The 23,004-nt window shown below is 71.3% G+C and carries 13 protein-coding genes; 10 read left to right on the plus strand and 3 right to left on the minus strand.

The window, feature by feature from the left end; all coding sequences use genetic code 11:
* The first annotated feature begins 112 nt into the window (after positions 1 to 112).
* From KOI47_RS11260 to asnB, 8 genes are read left to right on the plus strand one after another with little or no spacing between them, the layout of a single operon-like run.
* Positions 113 to 439, plus strand: coding sequence for a TcmI family type II polyketide cyclase (locus tag KOI47_RS11260; RefSeq protein ID WP_408629904.1), 327 nt, complete (start codon positions 113 to 115; stop codon positions 437 to 439).
* 32 nt (positions 440 to 471) lie between these two features.
* Positions 472 to 903, plus strand: a complete 432-nt coding sequence (locus tag KOI47_RS11265; protein ID WP_232376683.1) for a cupin domain-containing protein — start codon at positions 472 to 474, stop codon at positions 901 to 903.
* Positions 900 to 2,171: a beta-ketoacyl-[acyl-carrier-protein] synthase family protein gene (locus KOI47_RS11270; RefSeq protein WP_216215926.1), complete on the plus strand. Its 1,272-nt coding sequence runs from the start codon at positions 900 to 902 to the stop codon at positions 2,169 to 2,171. Before KOI47_RS11265 ends, KOI47_RS11270 begins: the two co-directional genes overlap by 4 nt.
* Entirely contained in the window at positions 2,168 to 3,436 is a 1,269-nt protein-coding gene (locus tag KOI47_RS11275; protein ID WP_216215927.1) for a ketosynthase chain-length factor, read from the plus strand. The genes KOI47_RS11270 and KOI47_RS11275 overlap by 4 nt, the downstream gene beginning before the upstream one ends.
* Positions 3,436 to 3,693 carry an acyl carrier protein gene (locus KOI47_RS11280; RefSeq protein WP_216215928.1) on the plus strand — a complete coding sequence of 86 codons (258 nt, stop codon included), beginning with the start codon at positions 3,436 to 3,438 and terminating at the stop codon, positions 3,691 to 3,693. Before KOI47_RS11275 ends, KOI47_RS11280 begins: the two co-directional genes overlap by 1 nt.
* A gap of 11 nt (positions 3,694 to 3,704) precedes the next feature.
* Positions 3,705 to 4,049: an antibiotic biosynthesis monooxygenase family protein gene (locus KOI47_RS11285; RefSeq protein WP_216215929.1), complete on the plus strand. Its 345-nt coding sequence runs from the start codon at positions 3,705 to 3,707 to the stop codon at positions 4,047 to 4,049.
* The gene (locus tag KOI47_RS11290) at positions 4,046 to 5,074 is read left to right on the plus strand and encodes a ketoacyl-ACP synthase III family protein (protein ID WP_216215930.1); all 1,029 of its coding nucleotides are present in this window, start codon (positions 4,046 to 4,048) and stop codon (positions 5,072 to 5,074) included. The genes KOI47_RS11285 and KOI47_RS11290 overlap by 4 nt, the downstream gene beginning before the upstream one ends.
* A 39-nt stretch (positions 5,075 to 5,113) precedes the next feature.
* Complete coding sequence (gene asnB, locus KOI47_RS11295) at positions 5,114 to 6,976, plus strand: asparagine synthase (glutamine-hydrolyzing) (protein WP_216215931.1); 1,863 nt, start codon at positions 5,114 to 5,116, stop codon at positions 6,974 to 6,976.
* 261 nt (positions 6,977 to 7,237) lie between these two features.
* Here asnB and KOI47_RS11300 read toward each other — a convergent pair whose 3' ends face one another.
* The 3 genes from KOI47_RS11300 to KOI47_RS11310 all read right to left on the minus strand — a co-directional run bounded on the left by KOI47_RS11300 (position 7,238) and on the right by KOI47_RS11310 (position 10,987).
* Positions 7,238 to 8,170, minus strand: a complete 933-nt coding sequence (locus KOI47_RS11300; protein ID WP_216215932.1) for a hypothetical protein — start codon at positions 8,168 to 8,170, stop codon at positions 7,238 to 7,240.
* Positions 8,171 to 8,216: 46 nt separating this feature from the next.
* The gene (locus KOI47_RS11305; protein WP_232376684.1) at positions 8,217 to 9,257 is read right to left on the minus strand and encodes an acetylserotonin O-methyltransferase; all 1,041 of its coding nucleotides are present in this window, start codon (positions 9,255 to 9,257) and stop codon (positions 8,217 to 8,219) included.
* 140 nt (positions 9,258 to 9,397) lie between these two features.
* Positions 9,398 to 10,987, minus strand: a complete 1,590-nt coding sequence (locus tag KOI47_RS11310) for a multicopper oxidase family protein (protein WP_232376685.1) — start codon at positions 10,985 to 10,987, stop codon at positions 9,398 to 9,400.
* Between the two features lie 223 nt (positions 10,988 to 11,210).
* On the opposite strand from KOI47_RS11310, the gene KOI47_RS11315 reads away from it, so the two are divergent.
* Positions 11,211 to 13,814 carry an FAD-dependent monooxygenase gene (locus KOI47_RS11315; RefSeq protein WP_232376686.1) on the plus strand — a complete coding sequence of 868 codons (2,604 nt, stop codon included), beginning with the start codon at positions 11,211 to 11,213 and terminating at the stop codon, positions 13,812 to 13,814.
* A gap of 14 nt (positions 13,815 to 13,828) precedes the next feature.
* Positions 13,829 to 23,002 carry a type I polyketide synthase gene (locus KOI47_RS11320; protein ID WP_216215935.1) on the plus strand — a complete coding sequence of 3,058 codons (9,174 nt, stop codon included), beginning with the start codon at positions 13,829 to 13,831 and terminating at the stop codon, positions 23,000 to 23,002.
* The last annotated feature ends 2 nt before the right edge of the window (positions 23,003 to 23,004 follow it).

Consider the following 23,004-nt stretch of genomic DNA (forward strand, 5'->3'; position numbering starts at 1 on the left):
AGAGCCGCTGGTAGCCGATGCCGTTCCGGCTCCAGTTCACCTTCACCGGCCCCCGAGTCCCGGTTGCCAGCCTTTTCCGAAGCGGTTCCGGCAGCGAAGGAGGAACACGAACGTGGTGCACAGGACGCTCATCGTCGCCAAGATGAAACCGGAGGACACCGATCGGGTCGCGGAGATCTGGGCCGAGTCGGACGCGACCGAGCTGCCGCACCTGATCGGGGTCGACCGGCGGACGCTCTTTCGCTTTCACGGCCTCTATTTCCAGCTGGTGGAGGCGGAGGAGGACATCACCGAACGGCTGTACGCCGCGCGTAGCCACCCGCTTTTCCTCGACATCCACCACAAACTCGCGCAGTACATGACTCCTTACGACCCCAACTGGAAGGAGCCGAAGGACGCCATGGCCGTGCCGTTCTATTCCTGGGCGCGGGAGAAGTAAGGCTTCAGCAGCAGCGGCGATGGGAGTGAGCAGTGACCGCGACGGTAGTGAGGAAGATCAGGGCGAGCGAGGTGCCTGCGAACCGGCGACGCGGCGGTGACGTGCGGGTCGTGCTCAGCCCCAAGACGGTCCAGGCGACCTCGGGGTTCGGCGGAACGGTCACCCTGGTCCCCGGTGAGTACATCTGCGAGCACTACCACCCGTACTCCGAGGAGTTCGTGCATGTGGTGCACGGCTCGGTGCTGATGCGGGTCGGTACCGAGGAGATCACCCTCGAGCCCGGCGACGCGCTGATGGTTCCGGTCGGGGTGCGGCACCGGATGGAGAACCAGGGAACCGAGCGCGCCCACCTGGTCTTCCATCTGAGCCCGCTCGCGCCACGGCCGGAGCTCGGCCATGTGGACACCGAGACCCGGCCCGATGGCGAGCAGGAGTCCGCGCCGGAGGTGGGTGGACCGCGATGAACGACCGTGCCGTCGCGGTGACCGGAATCGGCGTGCTGGCCCCCGGCGGGATGGGCAGGGAGGCGTTCTGGGCGATGCTCACCGCGGGCCGTACCGCCACCCGCCGGATCACCGCCTTCGACCCGACCGACTTCCGCTGCCAGGTGGCGGCCGAGTGCGACTTCGACCCGCGTGCGCACGGGCTCAGCGCACGCGAGATCCGGCGCATGGACCGGGGCGCGCAGCTGGCCGTGGTTGCCGCGCGGGAGGCGATCGCGGACAGCGGGCTGACCACGGCGGAGCTGATCCCGGAGCGGACCGCGGTGACCGTTGGCAACGCCGTCGGCTGCACCGTCGGGCTGGAGCGAGAGTACACAGTGGTCAGTGACACCGGGCGGAAGTGGGTCGTGGACCACGAGTACGCGGTGCCCGAGCTCTACGACTACTTCGCGCCCAGCTCGCTGGCGCGCGAGGTCGCTTGGGACTGCGGGGCCGAGGGAGCCACCGCCGTGGTGTCCTCGGGCTGTACCTCGGGCATCGACGCCCTCGGCTACGCCGCGCGGCTGATCTGGGACGGGACGGCCGAACGGGTCGTCGCAGGATCGACGGACGCCCCGCTCTCCCCGATCACGGTGGCCTGCTTCGACGCGATCAAGGCCACCTCGACGTACAACGACCACCCGGAGGAGGCCTGCAGGCCGTTCGACGGCGACCGCAAGGGCCTCGTGCTCGGCGAGGGCTCCGCGATGTTCGTGCTGGAGGACGCCGAACTGGCCCGGCGGCGCGGGGCGCATGTGTACTGCACGATCGCCGGCTACGCGACCAGGGCCAACGGATACCACATGACCGGGCTGAAACCCGACGGGCGCGAGATGGCCGAGGCCATCCGGGTGGCGATGGACCAGGGCAGGCTCGACCCCGAGGACATCGACTACGTCAACGCGCACGGCTCGGGCACCAAGCAGAACGACCGGCACGAGACCGCCGCGGTCAAGCGCAGCCTCGGCGAGCACGCGTACCGGGTCCCGATGAGCTCCATCAAGTCGATGGTCGGCCATTCGCTGGGGGCCATCGGTTCGATCGAGGTCGCCGCCTGCGCGCTGGCGATCGAGCACGGCGTCGTGCCGCCGACCGCCAACCTGCACGTCAAGGATCCGGAATGCGATCTCGACTACGTGCCGGTGACCGCGCGGGAGCACCGTACCGATGTGGCGCTGTCCGTCGGCAGCGGCTTCGGCGGGTTCCAGAGCGCGATCGTGGTGGCCGAGCCCGGAATGAGGAGACGATGACCGCACCACGGCAAGACGGCCCGGCCCCGGTGGTGGTCACCGGGCTCGGCGTGATGGCGCCGAACGGCCGCAACGTCGAGGACTACTGGGCCTCGACCCTGGCAGGCAAGAGCGGCATCGACCGGATCACCCGCTTCGACCCCGCCGGTTACCCGGTCCAGCTGGCAGGCGAGCTGCGCTCCTTCGACGCCGCCGAGTACGTGCCGAGCAGGCTGCTGATGGAGACCTCGATGATGAGCCATCTCGCGCTGGCCGCCGCCGACATGGCGCTGGCCGACGCGGAGGTCGTCCCCGCGCAGCTGCCCGAGTACGAGCTGGGTGTGGTCACCGCCAACGCCACCGGCGGGGTGGAGTTCGGCCAGCGCGAGCTGCAGAACCTGTGGAGCAAGGGCCCGGACCACGTCGGCGCCTACATGTCCATTGCCTGGTTCTTCGCCGCCACCACCGGCCAGCTGTCCATCCGGCATCGTTTTCGCGGGCACTGTGGAGTCGTGGTCGCCGAGCAGTCGGGCGGACTGGACGCGATCGGGCAGGGCCGCAGGGTGCTCCGGCAGGACCACCGGCTGGTGCTGGTCGGGGGTACCGAGTCGGCGATGTCGCCCGCCGGCGTGGTCGCCCAGCTGCCCACCGGCAAGCTGAGCCCGCGCACCGATCCGACCCGGGCCTACCTTCCCTTCGACGCGGACGCGAACGGTTACGTACCCGGCGAGGGCGGGGCGATCCTGGTGCTGGAGGACCGCGACTCGGCGCTGGCCCGTGGCGCTGCCCGGCAGTACGGCGAGATCGCGGGGTACGCGGCCACCTTCGATCCCCGTCCCGGATCCGGTCGCCCACCCACCCTGCGCAAGGCCGCCGAGCTGGCGCTCGCGGACGCCGGAGTCCCCGCAGGGGAGATCGACGTTGTGTTCGCGGACGCCTACGGCATCGCCGAACTCGACCGGCAGGAGGCCGAGGCGATCACCGCGATCTTCGGCCCGTACGGCGTGCCGGTGACCGCGCCCAAGACCATGACCGGACGGCTCTACGCCGGTGCGGGCGGGCTCGATGTCATCACGGCGCTGCTGGCCGCGCGGGACGGTGTCATCCCGCCGACGATCAACGTGACCGAGACCGCGCCCGGATGCGAACTCGACCTGGTCCGGGAACGACCGCGGCCGTGCGAGGTGCGCACCGCGCTGGTACTCGGCCGCGGCCACGGCGGTTTCAACTCCGCGATGGTGGTGCGCGGTGCGCACCAGCAGGCAAAGGAAGGTGGAGACAACTGATGTCCGAATTCACGGAGCACGATCTCAGGCGGCTCATCCGGATCTCGGTGGGCGTCGACGACTCGGTCGACCTCGATTCCGACATCCTGGATGTCCCGTTCACCGAGCTCGGCTACGACTCCCTGGCCGTACTCGAGGTCGCGGGCCGGATCGAGAAGGAGTTCCCGGTGTCCATCCCGGACGACGACGTCGCCGATCTGGAGACGCCGCGGAAGACCATCGACTACGTCAACAGCAAGCTGGCATCCACCGCGTGAAGGAGCCGCTCATGCCAGAAGGAGACACCGGATTTCGCGCGCTGCTCAGGTTCGAGATCAACCCCGGGATGGAGGAGGCCTTCGAGCGGGAATGGCTTTCGGTGGGCCGCACCATCAGCGGCCATCCGGACAACCGTGGCCAGCTGCTGATGAAGAGCGGGGACGAGGAGGCGGTGTACTACGTCCTCACCGAGTGGAGCACCGAGCGCGCCTTCCGCGAGTTCGAGCACAGCGCGGTCCACGTGGAGAACCGGCGGCGGCTGCAGCCGTTCCGGCGTGGTGGCTGGATGAGCACGATGACGGTGGTGCACGCGCTGGCCGCGGCCGCCCCCGCCGGTACGGAGCGGGTGCCTTGAGGTTCGATCGTCTTTATCTCGCCGGTACCGGGCACAGTCTGCCGCCCGCACTGTCCACGGCGGAGGCCGAGCGGGAAGGACTGGTCAAACGCAGGGAGATCTGGCGGACCGGGATCACTTCGGTGTGTGTGTCCGAACGGGAGTCCGGACCGGAGATGGCGGCGAGCGCGGCGCGTTCGGCGTTGCGCCGGTCCGGCTGCCAGCCGGACGACATCAAGCTGATCCTGCACGCCAGTTTCTACTACCAGGGCCATGACCTGTGGCCCGCGGCCTCCTATATCCAGCGGGTCGCCGTGGGCAACCGGTGCCCGGCCGCCGAGGTGCACCAGATGTCCAACGGCGGGATGGCGGCGCTGGAGCTCGCCGGGGCATACCTGTCCGCCGACCCCGCCGCAGGGAAGGCGCTGGTCACCACCGGGGACCGGTTCAGCCTGCCGGGCATCGACAGGTGGCGCAGCGACCCCGGCACCGTCCTCGCCGACGGCGGTACCGCCGCTGTGCTGTCTACACAGGACGGATTCGCCAGGATCAGGAGCCTGGTCACGGTTTCCGACCCCAGCCTGGAGCAGATGCAGCGCGGGGACGATCCGTTCGGGCTGGTCCCGCTCGGCGCCCGCAGGCCGATCGACGTCGAGTCGCACCGGCGCAGCTTCGTGTCCAGCACCGGGCTGGACACCGTGCTCGACCGGATCCAGGCGGGTCAGCGGGAGGCGGTCAAGCGGGCGCTTTCCGAGTCCGAGGCCGAACTGGCCGATATCGACCGGTTCGTCCTGCCCAACCTGGGCCGCGGCAGGCTGGACGAGCACTTCCTGAACATGTTCGACATCGACGTGGACGCCACCACCTGGTCCTGGGGGAGGGGGATAGGCCACCTCGGCGCGGGCGACCAGATCGCGGGCCTCGGCTGGCTCGGCGAGTCCGGCGGGCTGCGTCCCGGGCAGCTCTGCCTGCTCGCCGGGGTCGGCGCCGGGTTCAGCTGGTCCTGTGGCGTGGTCGAGATAACCGCGCCGCCACCGAGCCCGTGACCGGGCAGGAGAAGAGCACATCCAAGAAAGGGGCCCAACATGTCAGGTGTTGCCGGCTGGGTCGACCTGCGCCGCGATCTCTCCCAGGAATGGGCGACGGTCCGGTCGATGACGGCTACCATGTCCTGCCGGGGCGAAGCGGCGGAGCACGTCTGGACGACGCCGCGCGCCGCTCTCGGCCACCGCACCCATCCGGCCACCGCGGGCGGGCACGGCCAGCCCCTGGTGGAGGGGGAAGGCGAGGCGGGCACGCGCGCGGCGGTCGTGCTGGACGGCGAGGTGTTCAACGCGCCCGAGCTACGTGCCGAACTGGCCGCGCGGGGGCACCGGTTCCGCGGTTCGGACACCGCGGAGGTGGTGCTGGGGGCCTACCGGGAGTGGGGAGCCGCCTGCGCCGAGCGGTTCAAGGGCGCCTACGGCATCGCGGTATGGGACCCGCGGGAGCAGACCCTGGTACTGATCCGCGACCGGCTGGGGAACAAGCCGCTGTTCTACTTCCCCACCGGCGACGGCGTCCTCTTCGGCTCGGAGCGCAAGGCGATCCTGGCGCACCCCCTGGTCGAGCCGGTGGTGGACGCGGACGGCCTGCGGGAGATCCTTTCCTACGCAGGGACCCCGGGGCACGGCGTGTTCCGCGGGATGCATCAGGTGCGGCCGGGGCACGTGGTCCGGTTCGGGCCCGGCGGGATCCGGGAACAGCGTTACTGGTCACTGGAAGCCGGGGTGCACGAGGACGACCTGGACACCACCATCCAGCGGATTCGCGCCCTGCTGGAGGACGCCGTCCGCGGCCAGCTGGCTGCGGACACCCCGCTGTGCATGATGCTCTCCGGCGGGCTGGACTCCAGCGGGATCACCGCACTGGCCGCCAGGATGCGGGCCGAGCGCGGCGAGGGCGCGCTGCGGACCTTCACGGTGTCCTTCGCCCAGGACGAGGACTTCCAGCCGGACCAGGTGTGGAACACCGAGGACTCGCCCTACGTCCACGAGCTGGTGGAACTGGTGGGCGCCGAGCACACCGACATCACCATCGGCGTCGGTGACCTGCTGGACCCGGTGGTCAAGGCCAACGCCCTGCGGGCCAAGGACGTACCCAGCCCGCTGGGCAACATGAACACCTCACTGTACGTGCTGTGCCGGGCGATCCGCGAACACGCACCGCTCGCCCTGCTCGGCGACGCCGCGGACGGGGTGTTCGGTGGCACCATGTGGATGTCCATCCCGCAACTGCTCCAGGCGCAGACCTTCCCCTGGCTCGCGATGGCGCATTGGGCAGGCGGCAAGCACGGGATGGGAACCGACCTGCTCGATCCGGGCCTGCTGCGTGAGCTGGACGTCCCGGGTTACGCGAAGGACCGGTACTCCGACGCGATGGCACGGGTCCCGCACGGGCCTGCCGACACCGCCGAGGAACGCCGGATGCGGGAGATCTGGTACCTCAACGTCACCAACTGGCTGGAGACCCTGCTTCCGCACGGCGATTCGATCGCACAGTCGGTTGGGCTGGAGTTCCGGCTGCCGTACTGCGATCACGAGCTCGTGCAGTACGTCTTCGGCGCACCGTTGGCGATGAAGACCTTCGACGGAAGGGAGAAGAGCCTGCTACGGGCCGCTGTCGCCGACCTGCTCCCGAACTCCATTGTGGAGAGGCAGAAGTCGCCCTACCCGGTACCGCAGGATCCGGCCTACGCCAAGGCGTTGTGTGCCGAGCTGGAAGGGCTGCTCGCCGAGCCGAACGCGCCGGCGTCCCCACTGCTCGACGCCGATGCCGCCCGCCGGTTCGCCGCCGACCCGGACAGCCTGGTCTCCGGTCCGCAGGCATGGGTGTCCAGGACGCACGCGGAAATGGCCCTGCAGCTCAACCAGTGGCTCGACGAATACCGGGTGCGCGTGGACCTCTGAGGCGTTCCGGCAGCCTGGAGTTGCGTACCGGAATGGCCAAACCATGCGCGTGGACGGCCAACGCGTGTAACTGAGCGGCAAACACACGCGCGCAGACGGCAAACACACCGCCGCGGTGTGTTTGCCGTCTACGCGCACGCGTTGGCCGTCCACATCCGCGCGTTGGCCGTCCAGCGACGCGGACCGGCCGTCCGCGGAGGCGGGAACATGCGAAGGGCCGCCAGGGAACGTTTCCCTGGCGGCCCGCCGTGTTGTCGGCGTTCAGACGAGGGTGACCAGCTGGAACATCCCGTCGTAGGCGGGCGGGTAGCCGGTAACCGGGTCGATGATGTAGGAGAACAGGACGTACGGGCCTGCCGGGAGGTCGGTGCGCAGTACCGCGGAGCGTCCTGGCGAGATGGCCGAGAGGCCGCAGGGCCAGGACACCACTGGGCTCTCCGCCGGAGGCGGCGGGTTGCCGGACTTCATCTTGGCGTAGTACTCCCGCATGTCCTCGACCGTGGTGCCTGGCCGCACCCGCGCCAGCACCGCTTCGTTGCCGTACCGGGCGGTGTTCAGCACGAGATGGTGCCCGGAGGCCTTGAGCCGCGTGCTGGGCAGGTGGAAGACCGGCTGGTCGCCTTCCTGCCGGTGGATGATCAGATCGTCCACCCCAGGGAACCGGATCTGGCCGCACGGTCCCGCCGTCCGCACCTCGCGCACCGGTGGAATCTCGGAGGCACTGGCGTAGTTGAAGTTGATCAGGTGGTAGGTGCCCTGGGTGAGCACCTGGGTGAACGAGGTGGAGACGCCGCCGGAGACGGCGGAGCCTCCCAGATAGTCGGAGTCCTCGGCGAGGCGGCGGGCCGCCTCCGCCCGCTCGGCCGGATCACGGGAGGATGTTCTGGCCAGGTTCGCCAGGTAGTCCTCCACCGAAACCCCTTCGTGCAGCCGGACGAGCAGCAGCGAACGGCCATTCTGGACTGTCGTCCGGACGTTGAAGGTGACGACACCGAACGGGATCTCGCTGGGGACGGTCAGGCTGTCGGCGTTCAGCACCACGTCCACCTCGCCGGAACGCCAGGAGGTGGTGGCGGCCGCGGCCGGGCCGGAGGCCAGCCCCAGTGTGGTCGCGCCGGCGACCGCGGCCGATCCTGCCAGGAAACCGCGCCGGGACAGCCCGCCCCGCGCCGCGGATGAATGAGAAGTGCTCACAGCTGTGCTCCTTGTCCGAGAGTGACGGTAGCCGGGCAATGGTCGGTCAGCCGGATCGCTTGTGCCCGCAGATCAGCTTGTCCGGGCCGACCAGCGGGCTGGTGGTGAGATCGGTGAACCCCGCGGCGGTGAGCCACGAGTACGCGCGCTCCGCGGTGTACTCCGAGCCGCCCGGGGTGAGCAGCCGCATGTTCAGGCTGGTGAGCAGGCTGGTCGGATAGGAGGCCGCGTGGTCGACGAGCGCGTCGTACACCAGCACGCAGCCACCGGCCGGCAACGCGTCGAAGGCCTTGCGCAGCAGCGTCATCCTGCGCTCGTCATCCCAGTCGTGCAGCACATGCCCGAAGATGACCACGTCGGTCTCCGGCAGCGGGTCGGTGAAGAAGTCACCGGGGTAGAACGTCACCTGCTCGCTGAGGCCGAGCCGGGCCATATGCTCGTCGAAGAACGGCTCAACCGGGGCGAGGTCGTAGCACCCGCCATGCAGGTGCGGATGCGCACGGGCGATCCCGGCCGCCGCGTTGCCCCTTGCCCCGCCCACATCGACGAAGGACTTGTACGAGCTCCAGTCGAAGGCCTCGGCCAGCGCGGGCCCGACAGCGGAACTGGCCCCGTCCATGGCTTCGAGGAAGGCGCGAACCCGCTCCGGCGCCTCGTACAGCTTGTCGAAGTCGTACCCGCCGCGCATCTGGGACTCACCGGTACGCAGCAGGTCGGTCAGCCCGCCCCACATCTGGAAGTGGAAGTTCAGCAGCTTGCAGAACCCGCCGATGTAGCGCGGACTGTTCTTGTCGAGGTAGGTCTGCGCAGCGGCACTGTTGCGGTAGCGATCACCATCCTTGTCCAGTACCCCCAGGCCGACCAGCGCGTCGAGGAAGTCCTGGGTGGCGCGAGGGTGCAGGCCGAGCCGGTCGCGCAGTTCCGGCTCGGTGGCCGGCTGCTCGGCGAGCACGGTGAACAGCTCCAGTTCGGCCGCGCTGAGGAAGGTTTTGGCCGCCCAGTACCCCTGGGCCAGCCGCATCAACTCGGCGGTGCCGGAGTCGTCGGTCCGCTCGTTCCCGGCCGCTTTCTCAGTGGTTGCGCCCACGCCGAGGCTCCTCTCCTGCGTAACGTCGGTTGGTCCCTTCGCCAACCGTGGCGGGGAGCTCTCGACGCGGGATCGAACCGCACTGAACGCGGCTGCGGCTGGACTTCGCCACCGCCGGGTACGGCACGCCGGAGCCGGGGTCAGGTGACCTCGAAGTTGCCCATCATGCCCATGTCCTCGTGTTCCAGGTTGTGACAGTGCAGGATGTACTTCCCGGTGAACTCGGTGAACCGGATGGCCACCCTGGCCCAGCCGTTCGGGTCCAGCTGCACGGTGTCCTTCAGCCCGACGTCCCATGGCCGCGGGTCGCCGGTGTCGCCGCGCTCGAAGATCCGGAAATGGCCGAGATGGACGTGCACGGGGTGGTTGATGTCCGAGGAGAACTCCCAGATCTCGGTGGTGCCCCTGGCCGGTCTGGCGAGGATCGTGTCCGGGTCGAACAGCTGCCCGTTGATGGACCAGTCGCCCTCGCCGAGCTGGAAGAAGTCGAAGCGGCGGGTGGCGACGGCCTGAGCCGGGTCCGGGAGGTCGAGGGTGGTGGAAAGGGTGTCCGGAACCGAACTGTCGTCCGGTTCCTCGCGGACCACGTCGAACCGCATCACCTCGGCCGTGCGGCCACTGCTGCGGGCGTTGCGCAGCACCACCTGGGAGCCCACCGGGAACTGGGAGAAGTCCACCACGACATCGAAGCGCTCCGCGGGGGCCATCTTGATGTTGCGATGGGTCACCGGGCCCGCCAGCAGCCCGCCGTCGCTGCCGACCTGCACGAAGGAGCCCTCGCCCCGGTCGGACTCCAGCCGCAGGTCGTACTCGCGGGTGTTGGAGGCGTTCAGCATCCGTAGCCGGTACCGGGTGTTGGACACCTCCAGTACCGGCCATGGGGCACCGTTGACCAGGATGACATCGCCGAGGACGCCGGTCATGAACTGACCCTGGACCCCGTGCTCACCGCGCAGCGAGGGGTCAAGGGCCGGATACCGGAAGGACCCGTCCGCGTTGAACGACCGGTCCGCGATCATCAACGGTATCTCCCGTTCGCCCTTCGGCAGCGGGAGCGCGTCCTCCTCATCGTCACGCAGGATGAAGAACCCGGCGAGGCCGTAGTAGATCTGCGGCCCGGTGAAGTCCATCCGGTGATCGTGGTACCACAGGGTCATCGCCCGCTGGTTCAGCGGATAGACGTACTCCTTGTCGCCCTGGCTGAGGGTGGGGTCCGGGGCGACCACGTCGGCGGCGGTGAACGAGCCGTCCGCAGGCAGGACGAGGTCGGTCGGGTAGCCGTCGCTGTCCGGCGGGGTGACACCGCCATGCAAGTGAACCGCGATCGGCAGGGACAGTTCGTTGCGTTGTCGGACCACCACCTTGCGGCCGCTGCGCGCTTCGATGGTCGGGCCGGGAAAGATCCCGTTGTACCCCCAGACGGTCGTCTGCAGGCCAGGCAGGATCTCCGCCTGCGCGGTTCGCTGAGTGATCTCGTAGTAGTCGGTGGTGGCGTCCGTCCGGGTGGGACTCAGCACCGGCGGGACGGGCAACCGCGCCTGGAAGGCCGGGGGAATGGGTGCCTCGCTCGGCACCACCTCGCCCGCGGTGTCACCCGTGTCGCCGCCACCACCGTCGGCGGGGAAGTCGGAACCGTCGAATTGATCATCATTACTGCAGGCCGTATTGACGGCGGCGGCAACCGTGATCGTGCCGGCCAGTTTCAGGAACTCTTTCCGCGAAAGCGGCATCCTCAACCCCCTTGACATCCGGTGAACCCCGCGACGAATGGCTGCCCGGATTACTGCCGCGGGTGCCTCGAAAGCCACCGTACCGGTGCGCGCGGGATGGCGCCGGATGCCCTCCCAGCGCGCCTCGAGTGGTTTTTCATGGCCCGCCCACATGCTGCTGCGGTCAGGTCCGGATGCCTGCCGGAATACCCCGGTGAGCCGTTGGTGAGCAGCGAAGGGGGAGATGGTGTACGACGAGAGAACGCCTGTTCTGATTGTCGGTGGCGGCCTGGTCGGGTTGTCGGCGGCATTGTTTCTTTCCTGGCACGGCGTGTCGTCGATCCTGGTCGAACGACATGCGGGTACCTCGATCCACCCGCGGGCATGGGGCTGGTACCCGCGCACGCTGGAACTGCTGCGCATGGTCGGTGTCGAGCGGCAGGTGATGCGGGAGAGCGCCGGCTTCGTCGGGCACACCTTGAACGGCAAGGTGGAGTCGCTGGCCGGAAAGGAAATCTCGCTCACCACCATCCCCGACCCCGAGGACGTCAGCGATATGAGCCCGATCGGCCGGGTGGTTTCGCTCAGCCAGGACCGGCTGGAACCGATCCTGCTGGACCGGGCCAAGGAACTCGGTGGCGAGCTGCGGTTCGGCACCGAGCTGACCGGCCTCGAGCCGGGAACGGACGGGGTCACCGCCACCGTGCGGGTCCGGGAAACCGGGGCGGAGCGCCGGATTCACGCACAGTACGTGATCGCCGCCGATGGCGGGCACAGCCCGGTCCGGCGGCTGCTCGGGATCGGGCAGCGCGGCCGCGGCATCCTGCGCGACCAGATCAGCATCCTGTTCCGCGCCGAGCTGAGCGGCCCGCTCGGTGACCGCAGGTTCGCCGTCTGCCAGGTGGAGAACGACCTGGTGGAGGGCATCCTCGGGCATGACGACTCGCTGCGGCAGGGCACGTTGATCGTCACCTACCGCCAGGAAGACGGGGAACGTCCCGAGGACTACGACGAGGAACGGTGCACCGAGCTCGTCCGTGCCGCGGTCGGCGACCCCGGACTCGAGGTGCGGATCCGCGAGATCCTGCCCTGGCAGATGGCCTCGCTGCATGCCGAGCGGTTCAGCTCCGGCCGGGTGTTCCTCGCCGGGGACGCGGCGCACCTGCTGCCCCCTGTCGGTGGTTTCGGCGCCAACACCGGAGTGCACGACGTACACAACCTGGCCTGGAAACTCGAAGCCGTACTGGCCGGAAAGGCAGGGCCGGAACTACTGGAAACCTACGACCAGGAGCGGCGCCCGGTCGCGGTCGCCACGATCGAGCAGGCCGGCCTGCGGCTGGCCGCTCGCGGCGGCTTCGCCACCCCGCAGCAGCGGGCGGCACTCGCCGACACGCTGAGCGTCACCTTCGGCTACCGCTACGACTCCGCGGCGCCCGCCTTCCTCGATCCGCGCGAGCTCACCGGCCAGCCAGGTACCCGCGCCCCGCACATCCCGATCCGGTTGAGCGGGGCCGTGGCCTCCACCCTCGACCTCTTCGGCCGGAACCCGGTGCTGCTGGCGGGTGCCGACGCGCAGTGGTGCTCGGCGGCGGAGCGACTGCCCCGGACCGTGGACGTGCTGCGCGCTGGCCATGACTTCCAGGAAACGGGGCGTTCCTGGCACGAGGCGGCCGGGATCGAACCCTCCGGGGCGATCCTGGTCCGGCCGGACGGGTTCGTGTCCTGGCGTTCGATCACCGCCCCGGAGGGCGACCCGGCCGCCGTGCTGTCCAGGCAACTCGACCGGATGTTCCGCACCAGCACCGAAGCTCCGGTGGACGACCCGCCGCAGATGCTGGCCGGCCTCCCGCCGAAGCAGCGGTTGCTGTTCCTCACCGTGAGCAGGACGGTCTCCCGATGTGTCTGGGCGCTGGCCGAACTGGGGGTGGCCGACGAGCTCGCCTGCGGGCCGAAACCGGTGACCGAACTCGCCGACGCGGTGGGCGCGGATCCCGACCTGCTGTACCGGGTCCTGCGCTGCACCGCGACCTTCGACGTCTTCCGCGAGCTCGCGGGCGGGCGCTTCGCGCTGACGCCAGCGGCGGAGCCGCTGCGCAGGGACGTACCGGGTTCGCTACGCAACCTCGTGCTGCTGGAAGGGCATGACCTGTACTGGCGGTCCTACGGCGCGCTGCTGCACAGCCTGCGTACCGGCGAGCCCGCCTTCGACCATGCCTTCGGTACGAGTTTCCAGCCGTACCTGAATACCTCACCCGAGGCCGAGACGCTGCTGCGGAAGGCGATGAGCGAGACCAACAGCGGCAAGCCGAACATGCTCACCGAGATGGTCGACCTGAGCTCCTGCGCCAGCGTCGTCGATATCAACGGGGGAGAGGGGCGGTACCTCGCGGCGTTGCTGATGCAGTACCCCCACTGCACTGGGGTGCTGTTCGGCAGGCCGGGCGGGTTCGCCGAGGCGGCAAGGGTGTTTGCCGAGCGGGGTGTCGCCGACCGCGCCTGCACGATCACCGGCGACCCGTGCACCGCCGTGCCCGCCGGGCACGACGCCTATGTCCTCAAACAGGTGCTGCACGAGCTGGCCGACGAGCAGGCTGTGCGCGTGCTGCGCTCGGTGCGGGCCGCGATCGGCTCCGCGGGGCACTCGCGGCTGTTCCTGGTCGAGCACCTGGTCGGGATGCAGGACAAGCCGGATATGGCGACCCTGCTGGACGTCGACATGCTGGTGACGACCGGGGGAAGGGAGCGCTCCCTTGACGACTGGCGGCAACTGGCCGGTGCGGCCGGTTTCCAGGTCGACGACTCCACCGGTGCGCACGGCTGGGCCGTGCTGCGCTGCCGTCCGTCCTGAGCTGGGGGCTCGCGATGCCTGAACCGATTGCCATCATCGGACTGTCCTGCCGGCTGCCAGGCGCGGCCGATCCCGGCGCGTTCTGGCGGTTGCTCCGGGACGGTGCGGACGCCGTCACCGAGGTCCCGCAGGACCGCGCGGGAAGCGTGCCACCGGGTACCCGCTTCGGCGGTTTCCTTGACCGGGTCGAGGAGTTCGACGCGCCGTTCTTCGGCATCTCCGCACGGGAAGCCGGTGTGCTGGACCCGCAGCAGCGGCTGGTGCTCGAGCTGAGCTGGGAGGCGCTGGAGGACGCGCGAATCGTGCCATCGGCACTGGCCGGCAGTCGCACCGGTGTCTTCGCCGGAGCCATCTGGGACGACTACGCCACCCTGCTCTACGGGCAGGGCGAGAACGCCATCACCCAGCACACCATCACCGGGCTGCACCGCGGCATCATCGCCAACCGGGTCTCCTACACCCTGGATCTGCACGGCCCGAGCGTCACCGTGGACTCCGGCCAGTCCTCCTCGTTGGTCTCGGTCCGGATGGCCGCCGAGAGCCTGCTGCGCGGGGAATGCACCGTGGCCCTCGCGGGCGGGGTGAACCTGAACCTGGCCCCGCAGAGCACCCTGGGCGCCGCCGAGTTCGGCGCGCTTTCCCCGGACGGCCGCTGCTTCACCTTCGACGCCCGCGCCAACGGCTACGTCCGGGGCGAGGGCGGCGGCATGGTGGTACTCAAGCCGCTGGAGCAGGCGGTACGGGACGGCGACCGGGTGCACGCCGTCATTCTCGGCGGCGCGGTGAACAACGACGGCGCCACCGAGGGTCTGACCGTCCCCGGCGAGGCGGCGCAGGCGGATCTGCTGGAGCTGGCCTACCGCGAGTCCGGCATCGAACCCTCCGAAGTGGACTATGTAGAGCTGCACGGTAGCGGGACCCCACTCGGGGATCCGGTCGAGGCCGCAGCGCTCGGCTCGGTGCTGGGTGTGCACCGCCCCGAGCACCTTCCGCTGCGCGTCGGATCGGCGAAGACCAACCTCGGGCACCTGGAGGGGGCGGCCGGGATCGCCGGACTGGTGAAGGCCGTGCTGGCCATCGTCAACCGCCAGCTCCCGCCGAGCCTGCATTTCGCCGAACCGAACCCCCGCATCCCGCTGCGGCGCCTGCGGCTGGAGGTGCAGCGGGAGCTCGGCCCGTGGCCACGACCGGACCGGCCGCTGCGGGCGGGCGTGTCCTCCTTCGGGATGGGCGGTACGAACTGCCACCTCGTACTCGGTGAGCCACCGGCGGCCGAACCCCTGGCCGCCCGGCAGGAGCAGGGGATGACCATCTGGCCGGTTTCCGGCCGCTCGGAGCCCGCGCTGCGGGCGCAGGCGGCGCGTCTGCGTGAGTTCCTTGCCCGCGAGCCGCGGGCCGGTCAGCACGACATCGGGTTCTCGCTGGCCACCACCCGGTCCGCCTTCGACCGGCGCGCCGCGGTGGTCGCCGCGGATATCGAGGGATTCACCGACGGGCTGCGCGCACTGGCCGAAGGCGGGCAGGAGCGCGGGCTGGTCACCGGCCGCCCGCGCGCGGGCGAGCTCGCCATGGTGTTCTCCGGGCAGGGCGCGCAACGCCCCGATATGGGCAGGCAGCTGCACGCCGCCTTTCCCGCCTTCGCCGCGGAGTTCGACGCGGTATGCGCCCACGCCGACGGCTGGCTGGAGCAGCCACTGCGCGAGGTGCTCTGGGGCAGCGATACCGGGGACACCGGGCTGCGTGCCCGCGCCGACTACGCGCAGCTCGGCATGTTCGCGGTGCAGGCCGGCCTGCACCAGCTGTTCCGCTCCTGGGGCGTGCGCCCCGGGCTGCTGGCAGGGCATTCGGTCGGCGAGTACGCGGCCGCGTACGTGGCCGGGGTGTTCTCCCTTGCCGATGCGGTGGCGCTGCTGGCGGCAAGGGCTCGCCTGATGCGGGAACTCCCGGAACCCGGCGCGATGTTCACCGTGCAGGCCACCGAGCAGGAGGTGACCGGCGCCCTCGCCGGGCGGGTCGATATCGCGGCCGTGAACGACCCGCACACCGTGGTGATCTCCGGGGCGGAAGATGACGCGGCCGACCTGGCCCGCCGGTTCGCGGAGCGGGGCCGCCGCACCGACCGGCTCGAGGTGAGCCACGCCTTCCACTCCCCGCTGATGGAGCCGATGCTGGCCCAGTTCCGCACCATCGCGGATGGGGTGACCTTTCACGGGGCGGCGGACGTTCCGATCGTCTCCTCGGTCACCGGCACGCTGATCGCGGCCGAAGAGCTGTGCTCGGCCGAGTACTGGGTGGCGCATGTCCGGCGGCCGGTGCGGTTCGCCGACGCCGTGCACACCCTCCGCGAACTCGGGATGTCGGCGCTGCTGGAACTGGGCACCGGTGGCGCGCTGACCGTGCTGGCCCGCCGCTGCCTGCCGAACGAGGATGTGGCCGCCGTGCCGAGCCTGCCCGACCGGGCGGAGGAGCGCGGGGTGCGCACCGCGCTGGGCAGGCTGTTCACGATGGGCGTCGAGGTGGACTGGCCGGCCGTGTTCGGCGACCGGGCGCGGGCGGTGGACCTGCCGACGTACCCGTTCCAGCGCCGGAGCTACTGGCTGCCCGGCGGGGACCGGCAGCCGGTCCCCGGGCAGCGGGAACCGGAGCCGGATGAGCCCGCCGAGCCGGGTGGGCTGCCTGCGCTGGCCGGTCTCGGCCGGGCCGGGCAGTGGCGCGCGCTGGTCGACCTGGTGAACCGGACGGTCGCGCTCGTGCTCGGCGAGGATGCCGAGGGCGTGGCGGACCGGGTGGACGAGCGGACCACCTTCAAGGACCTCGGCTTCAACTCGCTGATGTCGGTGGAACTGTGCGGCAAGCTCGGCGAGGCCGCCGGGCTCGACCTGCCGACCACCCTGCTGTTCGACCATCCGACCCCGGCGCTGCTGGTGGAGCACCTGCACGGGCTGCTGGTGCCGAGCCAGGAGCAGGCCGGTGCCGGCACCGCAGGCACCGGGGCCGAGCCGGGGGAGCCGATCGCGATCGTGGCGATGAGCTGCCGGTACCCTGGGCAGGTTCGGAGCCCGGCCGACCTGTGGCGGGTGGTGTCCGATGGCAGGCATGTGCTCGGCGAGTTCCCCGCCGACCGGGGCTGGGACCTGGACGAGCTGTTCGACCATGACCCGGACACCCCGGGCCGGTCCTACCTGCGGCACGGCGGATTCCTGGAGGACGCGGGCCTGTTCGACCACGAGTTCTTCGGGATCAGCCCGCGCGAGGCCACGGCGATGGACCCGCAACAGCGGCTGGTGCTGGAGGCATCCTGGGAGGCATTCGAGCGGGCGGGCCGGGACCCGGACTCGCTGGACCGCGACCGGGTGGGGGTGTTCCTCGGCGCGACCGCGCAGGAGTACGGCCCCCGGTTGCACGAGAGCGCCGAGGGCTTCGACGGTTACCGGCTCACCGGCAGCACTCCCAGCGTGGCCTCCGGCCGGGTCGCCTACACCTTCGGGTTCGGCGGCCCCGCCGTCACGGTGGACACCGCCTGCTCGTCCTCGCTGGTGGCGGTGCATCTGGCAAGCCAGGCGCTGCGCAACGGCGAGTGCTCGCTGGCACTGGCCGGCGGGGTGACGGTGCTGGCCACCCCCGGTATGTTCGTCGAGTTCAGCAGGCAGCGCGGGCTCGCCCCGGACGGCCGCTGCAAGGCCTTCGCCGCGGGCGCCGACGGCACCGTCTGGGCCGAGGGTGCCGGCGTGCTGCTGCTGGAGCGGCTCTCCGACGCGCGCCGCCACGAGCACCCGGTGCTGGCCGTGATCCGCGGCAGCGCGGTGAACTCCGACGGCGCCAGCAACGGCCTCGCGGCGCCGAACGGCCTTGCGCAGCAGCGCGTCATCCGGCAGGCGCTGCGCGACGCCGCCCTCGATCCCTCCGAAGTGGACGCCGTGGAGGCGCATGGCACCGGAACCAGCCTCGGCGACCCGATCGAGGCACGGGCGCTGATCGATACCTACGGCAGGGATAGGGATCCCGGAAGGCCACTGTGGATCGGATCGTTGAAGTCCAACCTCGGGCACACCCAGGCCGCGGCCGGGGTCGGCGGGCTGATCAAGATGGTGCAGGCGATGCGGCACGGGGTGCTGCCGCGGACCCTGCACGTGGACGAGCCATCCCCGCACGTGCCATGGGACCAGGCCCCCGTCCGGCTGCTGACCGAGCAGATGGACTGGCCGGGTGATGGCAGGCCGCGCCGGGCCGCCGTGTCCTCCTTCGGGATCAGCGGTACCAACGCACACGTGCTGCTGGAGCAGGTTCGGCAGACCGCGCCCGCCACCGGACCGGCGCAGACCGGGGTACTGCCGTTCCTGCTCAGCGCCAGGAACGAAGGCGCGCTGCGGGAGCAGGCAGGGCGGCTGAGCGGGCACCTGCGGGCCGAACCCGCGCTCGAGCGGGCCGAGATCGGCCGCACTCTGGCCACCGGCAGGGCCACCTTCGGCCACCGGGCGGCGATCGTGGCCGCGGACCGGGAGGAGCTGCTGGCCGGGCTGGACGCCCTGGCCGCGGGTGAACCGGCCGGCCAGCTGCTGCGTGGAACGGCACTGGCGAACCGGATCGTCTTCGTGTTCCCCGGCCAGGGGTCGCAGTGGCAGGGGATGGCGCTGGACCTGCTGGAAGCCTCCCCGGTGTTCGCGGACCGGATGGCGGAGTGCGCGGACGCGCTGAGCCGGTTCGTGGACTGGCGGCTGCTGGACGTGCTGCGCGGCACGGCGGGTGCGCCCGCGCTGAGCAGGGTGGACGTCGTGCAGCCCGCGTTGTTCGCCGTCATGGTCTCGCTGGCCGCGGTGTGGCAGGCGCACGGCGTGCGGCCGGACGCGGTCGTCGGCCACTCGCAGGGCGAGATCGCGGCCGCGCAGGTGGCCGGTGCGCTGTCCATCGAGGACGCCGCGCGGGTGGTAGCGCTGCGCAGCAAGGCGATCGCGGCGCTGGCTGGCACCGGGGGCATGGCCAGCCTCGCGCTTGCCGAGGACGAGGTGCGGGCGCGGCTGGCCGCATCCGACGGCGAGGCGCATATCGCCGCGGTGAACGGGCCCGGCTCCACCGTGGTGGCCGGGGACGCCGGGGCGCTGGAGCGGCTGGTCGCCGGCTGCCATGCCGCCGGCATCTCGGCCCGCCTGATCGAGGTCGACTACGCCTCGCACACCCCGGCCGTCGAGGTCCTGCGCGAGCGGCTCGCCCAGGACCTCGACGGGATCACTCCCGCCAAGGCGAGCATCCCGTTCGTCTCCACGGTGACCGGCGAGGAGCTGGACACCACGACGCTGGACGCCGGGTACTGGTACCGCAACCTCCGGTCCCCGGTGCGGTTCGGGGACGCGATCCGGCGGCTGAGCGAGCGGGGGCACGAGCTTTTCCTCGAGATCAGCCCGCATCCGGTGCTCACCATCGGAGTGGAGGAGACGATCGAGGCCGCGGGCACAAGGGGCCGGGCGCTCGGCACGCTGCGCAGGGAGGAGGGCGACCGGCGCCGGTTGCTGACCTCGCTGGCGGAGGCCCATGTGCACGGCGCCGCCGTCCGGTGGGACTCGGTGTTCCCCGGCTCCGGTGCCATGCCGGCCGACCTGCCGACATATGCGTTCCAGCGCAGGCGGCACTGGCTGCCCGCGGGCCGGGCCGATGGTGGTGGGCTGGCGGCGGCCGGGCTGGCCGCGGCTGAGCACCCGCTGCTGGGTGCGGAGGTCGAGCTGCCGGACCGGGCGGCGACCGTGCTGACCGGGCGGCTGTCCACGCGGACGCATCCCTGGCTGGCCGACCACGCGGTGTCCGGGACGGTGTTGCTGCCCGGCACCGCCTTCGCCGAACTGGCCCTGCATGCCGGTGCCCGCCTCGGCTGCACCCAGCTGGTCGAGCTCACCCTGGAGGCACCGATGCCCCTGCCGGAGACCGGTGCCGTCGCGCTGCGGGTCACCGTGGGGGCGCCGGACGAGACCGGCAGGCGGGACCTGAGCCTGCACTCCCGGCCGGAGGGCGCGGCCGAGGGGTCGTGGACCCGGCACGCCACGGCGGTACTCACCGCGGCGGTGCCCGCACCGGCCGCCGGGCCTGCCGAGTGGCCGCCCGCAGGCGCGCGACGGCTCGACTCGGCGGACACCTACGAGCGGCTGGGGGAGCGCGGCTATGGCTACGGCCCCGCCTTTCGTTGCCTGCACGCGGTGTGGCGCAGGGACGAGGAGATCTTCGCCGAGCTCGCCCTGCCGGAGGAGCAGGCAGGGCAGGCGGCAGGCTACGAGCTGCATCCCGCCCTGCTGGACGCGGCCCTGCACGCGGCCCTGCGGTTCGGGCCCTTCGCCGAGGACACCGGGATCCGGCTGCCGTTCACGCTGGAAGGGGTGGCGCTGCACGCGACCGGACAGTCCCGGCTGCGGGTGCGGATCACCCCGGCCGGGCCGGACGCCATCGCGCTCACCGCCGCCAACGCCACCGGCCCGGTGCTCTCGATCGACCGGCTGGTGCTGCGGTCGGCCCGCCCCGGACAGCTCGAGGTGGCTGGCGATCCCGCGACGGAGCCGCTGTACTGGATGGACTGGGTGCCGGTGCCTGCCCCTGCGAGCTCCCCGGTGCGCAGCTGGACCGTGGTCTGCGCGGCCGGGGACGAGCTCGGGGCGGGCCTGTGGCCACCACCGCACCGCGACCTCGGTGGCCTGGCGGCCTCGCTCGGGCGGGGCCCGGCGCCGGACGTGGTCTTCCTGGCCTGCCCAAGGGAACCGGCCGCGGACGGCGAGCTTCCCACGGTGGCCGGGTCGATCGCCGCCACCGTGCTCGAGTCGCTGCGGACCTGGCTGGAGGACCGCCGGTTCGCCGACTCCAAACTGGTGCTCGTCACCAGGGCGGCGGTGGCCGCGGCCGGCCGGTACGAGCCGGACGGGCTGGCGCAGGCCGCGGTATGGGGGCTGGTGCGCTCGGCACAGTCGGAGCACCCTGGCCGGATCACGCTGCTGGACATCGGCGGTGAGCGCGCCGGGCAGGAGGTTCCGCTGGACACCATCGCCTCGGCGGTGGCATGGGACGAGCCGCAGCTGGCCGTGCGGGACGGTGTCGTCCAGGTGCCGAGGCTGGCCAGGGCCGCAACGCACGGCGCGCTCCGGCCGCGGGCGGGGCAGGCCTGGCGGCTGGACGTACGGTCTCCCGGCAGCCTGGACAACCTGTCCCTGCTGCCCGCCGCGGAGGCGAGCGCGCCACTGGCCGAGGGGCAGGTGCGGATCGAGGTCCGTGCCGCCGGGGTGAACTTCCGCGATCTGGTCGTCGCGCTGGGCATGGTCGGCACCGAGACCGGGATGGGGATCGAGGGCGCCGGCGTCGTGCTGGAGACCGGGCCGGGGGTCACCGGCTGCGCCGCCGGCGACCACGTGTTCGGCATGTTCGACGGTGCCTTCGGCCCGCTGGCGGTCGCCGATCACCGCAAGATCCGCCCGATACCGGGAACCTGGTCCTTCGAGCAGGCGGCCGCGGTCCCGATCGCGTTCCTCACCGCGTATCAGGGACTGGTGGACGTCGCGGCGCTGCGCCCGGGGGAGTCGGTGCTGATCCACGGCGCGACCGGCGGGGTCGGCATGGCGGCGGTGCAACTGGCCCGCCAGCTGGGTGCCGAGGTGTTCGGCACGGCGAGCCGGGCCAAATGGGAAACGCTGCGCGCGATGGGGCTGGACGAGGACCACATCGCGTCCTCGCGCTCGATCGACTTCGAGGCGAAGTTCCGGCATGCCACCGGCGGCCGTGGGGTGGACGTGGTGCTGAACTCGCTCGCCGGGGAGTTCGTCGACGCCTCGCTGCGGCTGTTGCGGCCCGGCGGCAGGCTGGCCGAGATGGGCAAGACCGACATCCGGGACCCCGAGCGGGTGGCCGCGGGCTACTCCGGCGTGCGCTACCAGGCGTTCAACCTGCCCGATGTGCCACCGGACCGGGTGCGCTCCATGCTCGATCACGTGCTGGGGCTGTTCCAGGCAGGCGCGCTGAGCCTGCTGCCGGTGCGCACCCAGGACGTGCGGCGCGCTCCCGAGGCCCTGCGTTTCCTCAGCCAGGCAAGGCATATCGGCAAGCTGGTGCTGACCATACCGCGCAGGCCGCGGTCCGATGGCACCGTGCTGATCACCGGCGGGACCGGCACGCTCGGCGGGCTGCTGGCGCGCCATCTGGTCACCGCGCACGGCGTCCGCAGGCTCGTGCTCACCAGCAGGCGGGGCGCGGATGCGCCGGGCGCGGCCGAGCTGGCGGCGGAACTGACCGCGCTCGGTGCCGAGGTGCGGATCGTCGCCTGCGAGGTGACCGACCGGTCGGCGCTGGCGAGGGTGCTGGCGGAGATTCCGCGGCGGCACCCGCTCACCGGTGTGGTGCACGCGGCCGGGGTACTCGACGACGCCCCGGTGTCCGCGCTGACCGGGCAGCGGCTGGACCACGTGTTCCGGCCGAAGGCGCATGCGGCCTGGATCCTGCACGAGCTGACCAGGGATCTGGATCTGTCCATGTTCGTGCTGTTCTCCTCCGCTTCCGGCCTGCTCGGCGAGGCCGGCCAGGCCAACTACGCCGCAGCGAACGCCTTCCTGGACGCCCTGGCCTGGCACCGGCGCGCCCACGGCCTGCCTGCCACCGCGCTGGCGTGGGGGCTGTGGGAACAGCGCACCGGGATGACCGAGGGTCTGAGCGCGACGGACCTCGCCCGGCTGCGCCGGTCCGGGATGGCCCAGCTGGAGTCGGAGCGGGCGCTTGCCATGTTCGACCTGGCCTGCGAGCTGGACGAACCCGTGCTCGCCCCGCTGGAGCTGGACCTCGAGGCCGTGCGCTCGGCTGGCGGCCCGGTGCCCGCGCTGCTGCGCGGCCTGCTGCGCCGCAACACCCGCCCCGCACCTCCGCGGGGCGCCGATGCGGACGGCGACGGCGAGGCCTCGCTGTCCGAGCGCCTTTCCACCATGCCCGAGGAGGAACGCCACCAGGTGCTGCTGCGCCTGGTCTGCGATCAGGCGGCGGCCGTGCTCGGACACCTCGACACGGACGAGGCGATCCGGCCCGAGCAGGACTTCGACGATCTGGGCTTCGACTCGCTGGCTTCGGTGGAACTGCGCAACCGGCTGAACGCCGTGACCGGGCTGCGGCTGGCCTCGAACGCGGTGGTGGACTCGCCGAACCCGCTGGCGCTGGTGCGGCGGTTGCTGGCGGCTCTCTAGGG

Origin of the sequence: Amycolatopsis aidingensis (genome assembly GCF_018885265.1) — a bacterium.
Classification (GTDB): domain Bacteria; phylum Actinomycetota; class Actinomycetes; order Mycobacteriales; family Pseudonocardiaceae; genus Amycolatopsis; species Amycolatopsis aidingensis.

What these genes read in the sequence shown, in the direction of transcription:
- KOI47_RS11270 (WP_216215926.1), top strand. Translation starts at nt 900, where the DNA reads ATGAACGACCGTGCCGTCGCGGTGACCGGAATCGGCGTGCTGGCCCCC.
- KOI47_RS11275 (WP_216215927.1), top strand. Translation starts at nt 2,168, where the DNA reads ATGACCGCACCACGGCAAGACGGCCCGGCCCCGGTGGTGGTCACCGGG.
- KOI47_RS11280 (WP_216215928.1), top strand. Translation starts at nt 3,436, where the DNA reads ATGTCCGAATTCACGGAGCACGATCTCAGGCGGCTCATCCGGATCTCG.
- KOI47_RS11285 (WP_216215929.1), top strand. Translation starts at nt 3,705, where the DNA reads ATGCCAGAAGGAGACACCGGATTTCGCGCGCTGCTCAGGTTCGAGATC.
- asnB (WP_216215931.1), top strand. Translation starts at nt 5,114, where the DNA reads ATGTCAGGTGTTGCCGGCTGGGTCGACCTGCGCCGCGATCTCTCCCAG.
- KOI47_RS11310 (WP_232376685.1), bottom strand. Translation starts at nt 10,987, where the DNA reads ATGCCGCTTTCGCGGAAAGAGTTCCTGAAACTGGCCGGCACGATCACG.
- KOI47_RS11315 (WP_232376686.1), top strand. Translation starts at nt 11,211, where the DNA reads ATGGTGTACGACGAGAGAACGCCTGTTCTGATTGTCGGTGGCGGCCTG.
- KOI47_RS11320 (WP_216215935.1), top strand. Translation starts at nt 13,829, where the DNA reads ATGCCTGAACCGATTGCCATCATCGGACTGTCCTGCCGGCTGCCAGGC.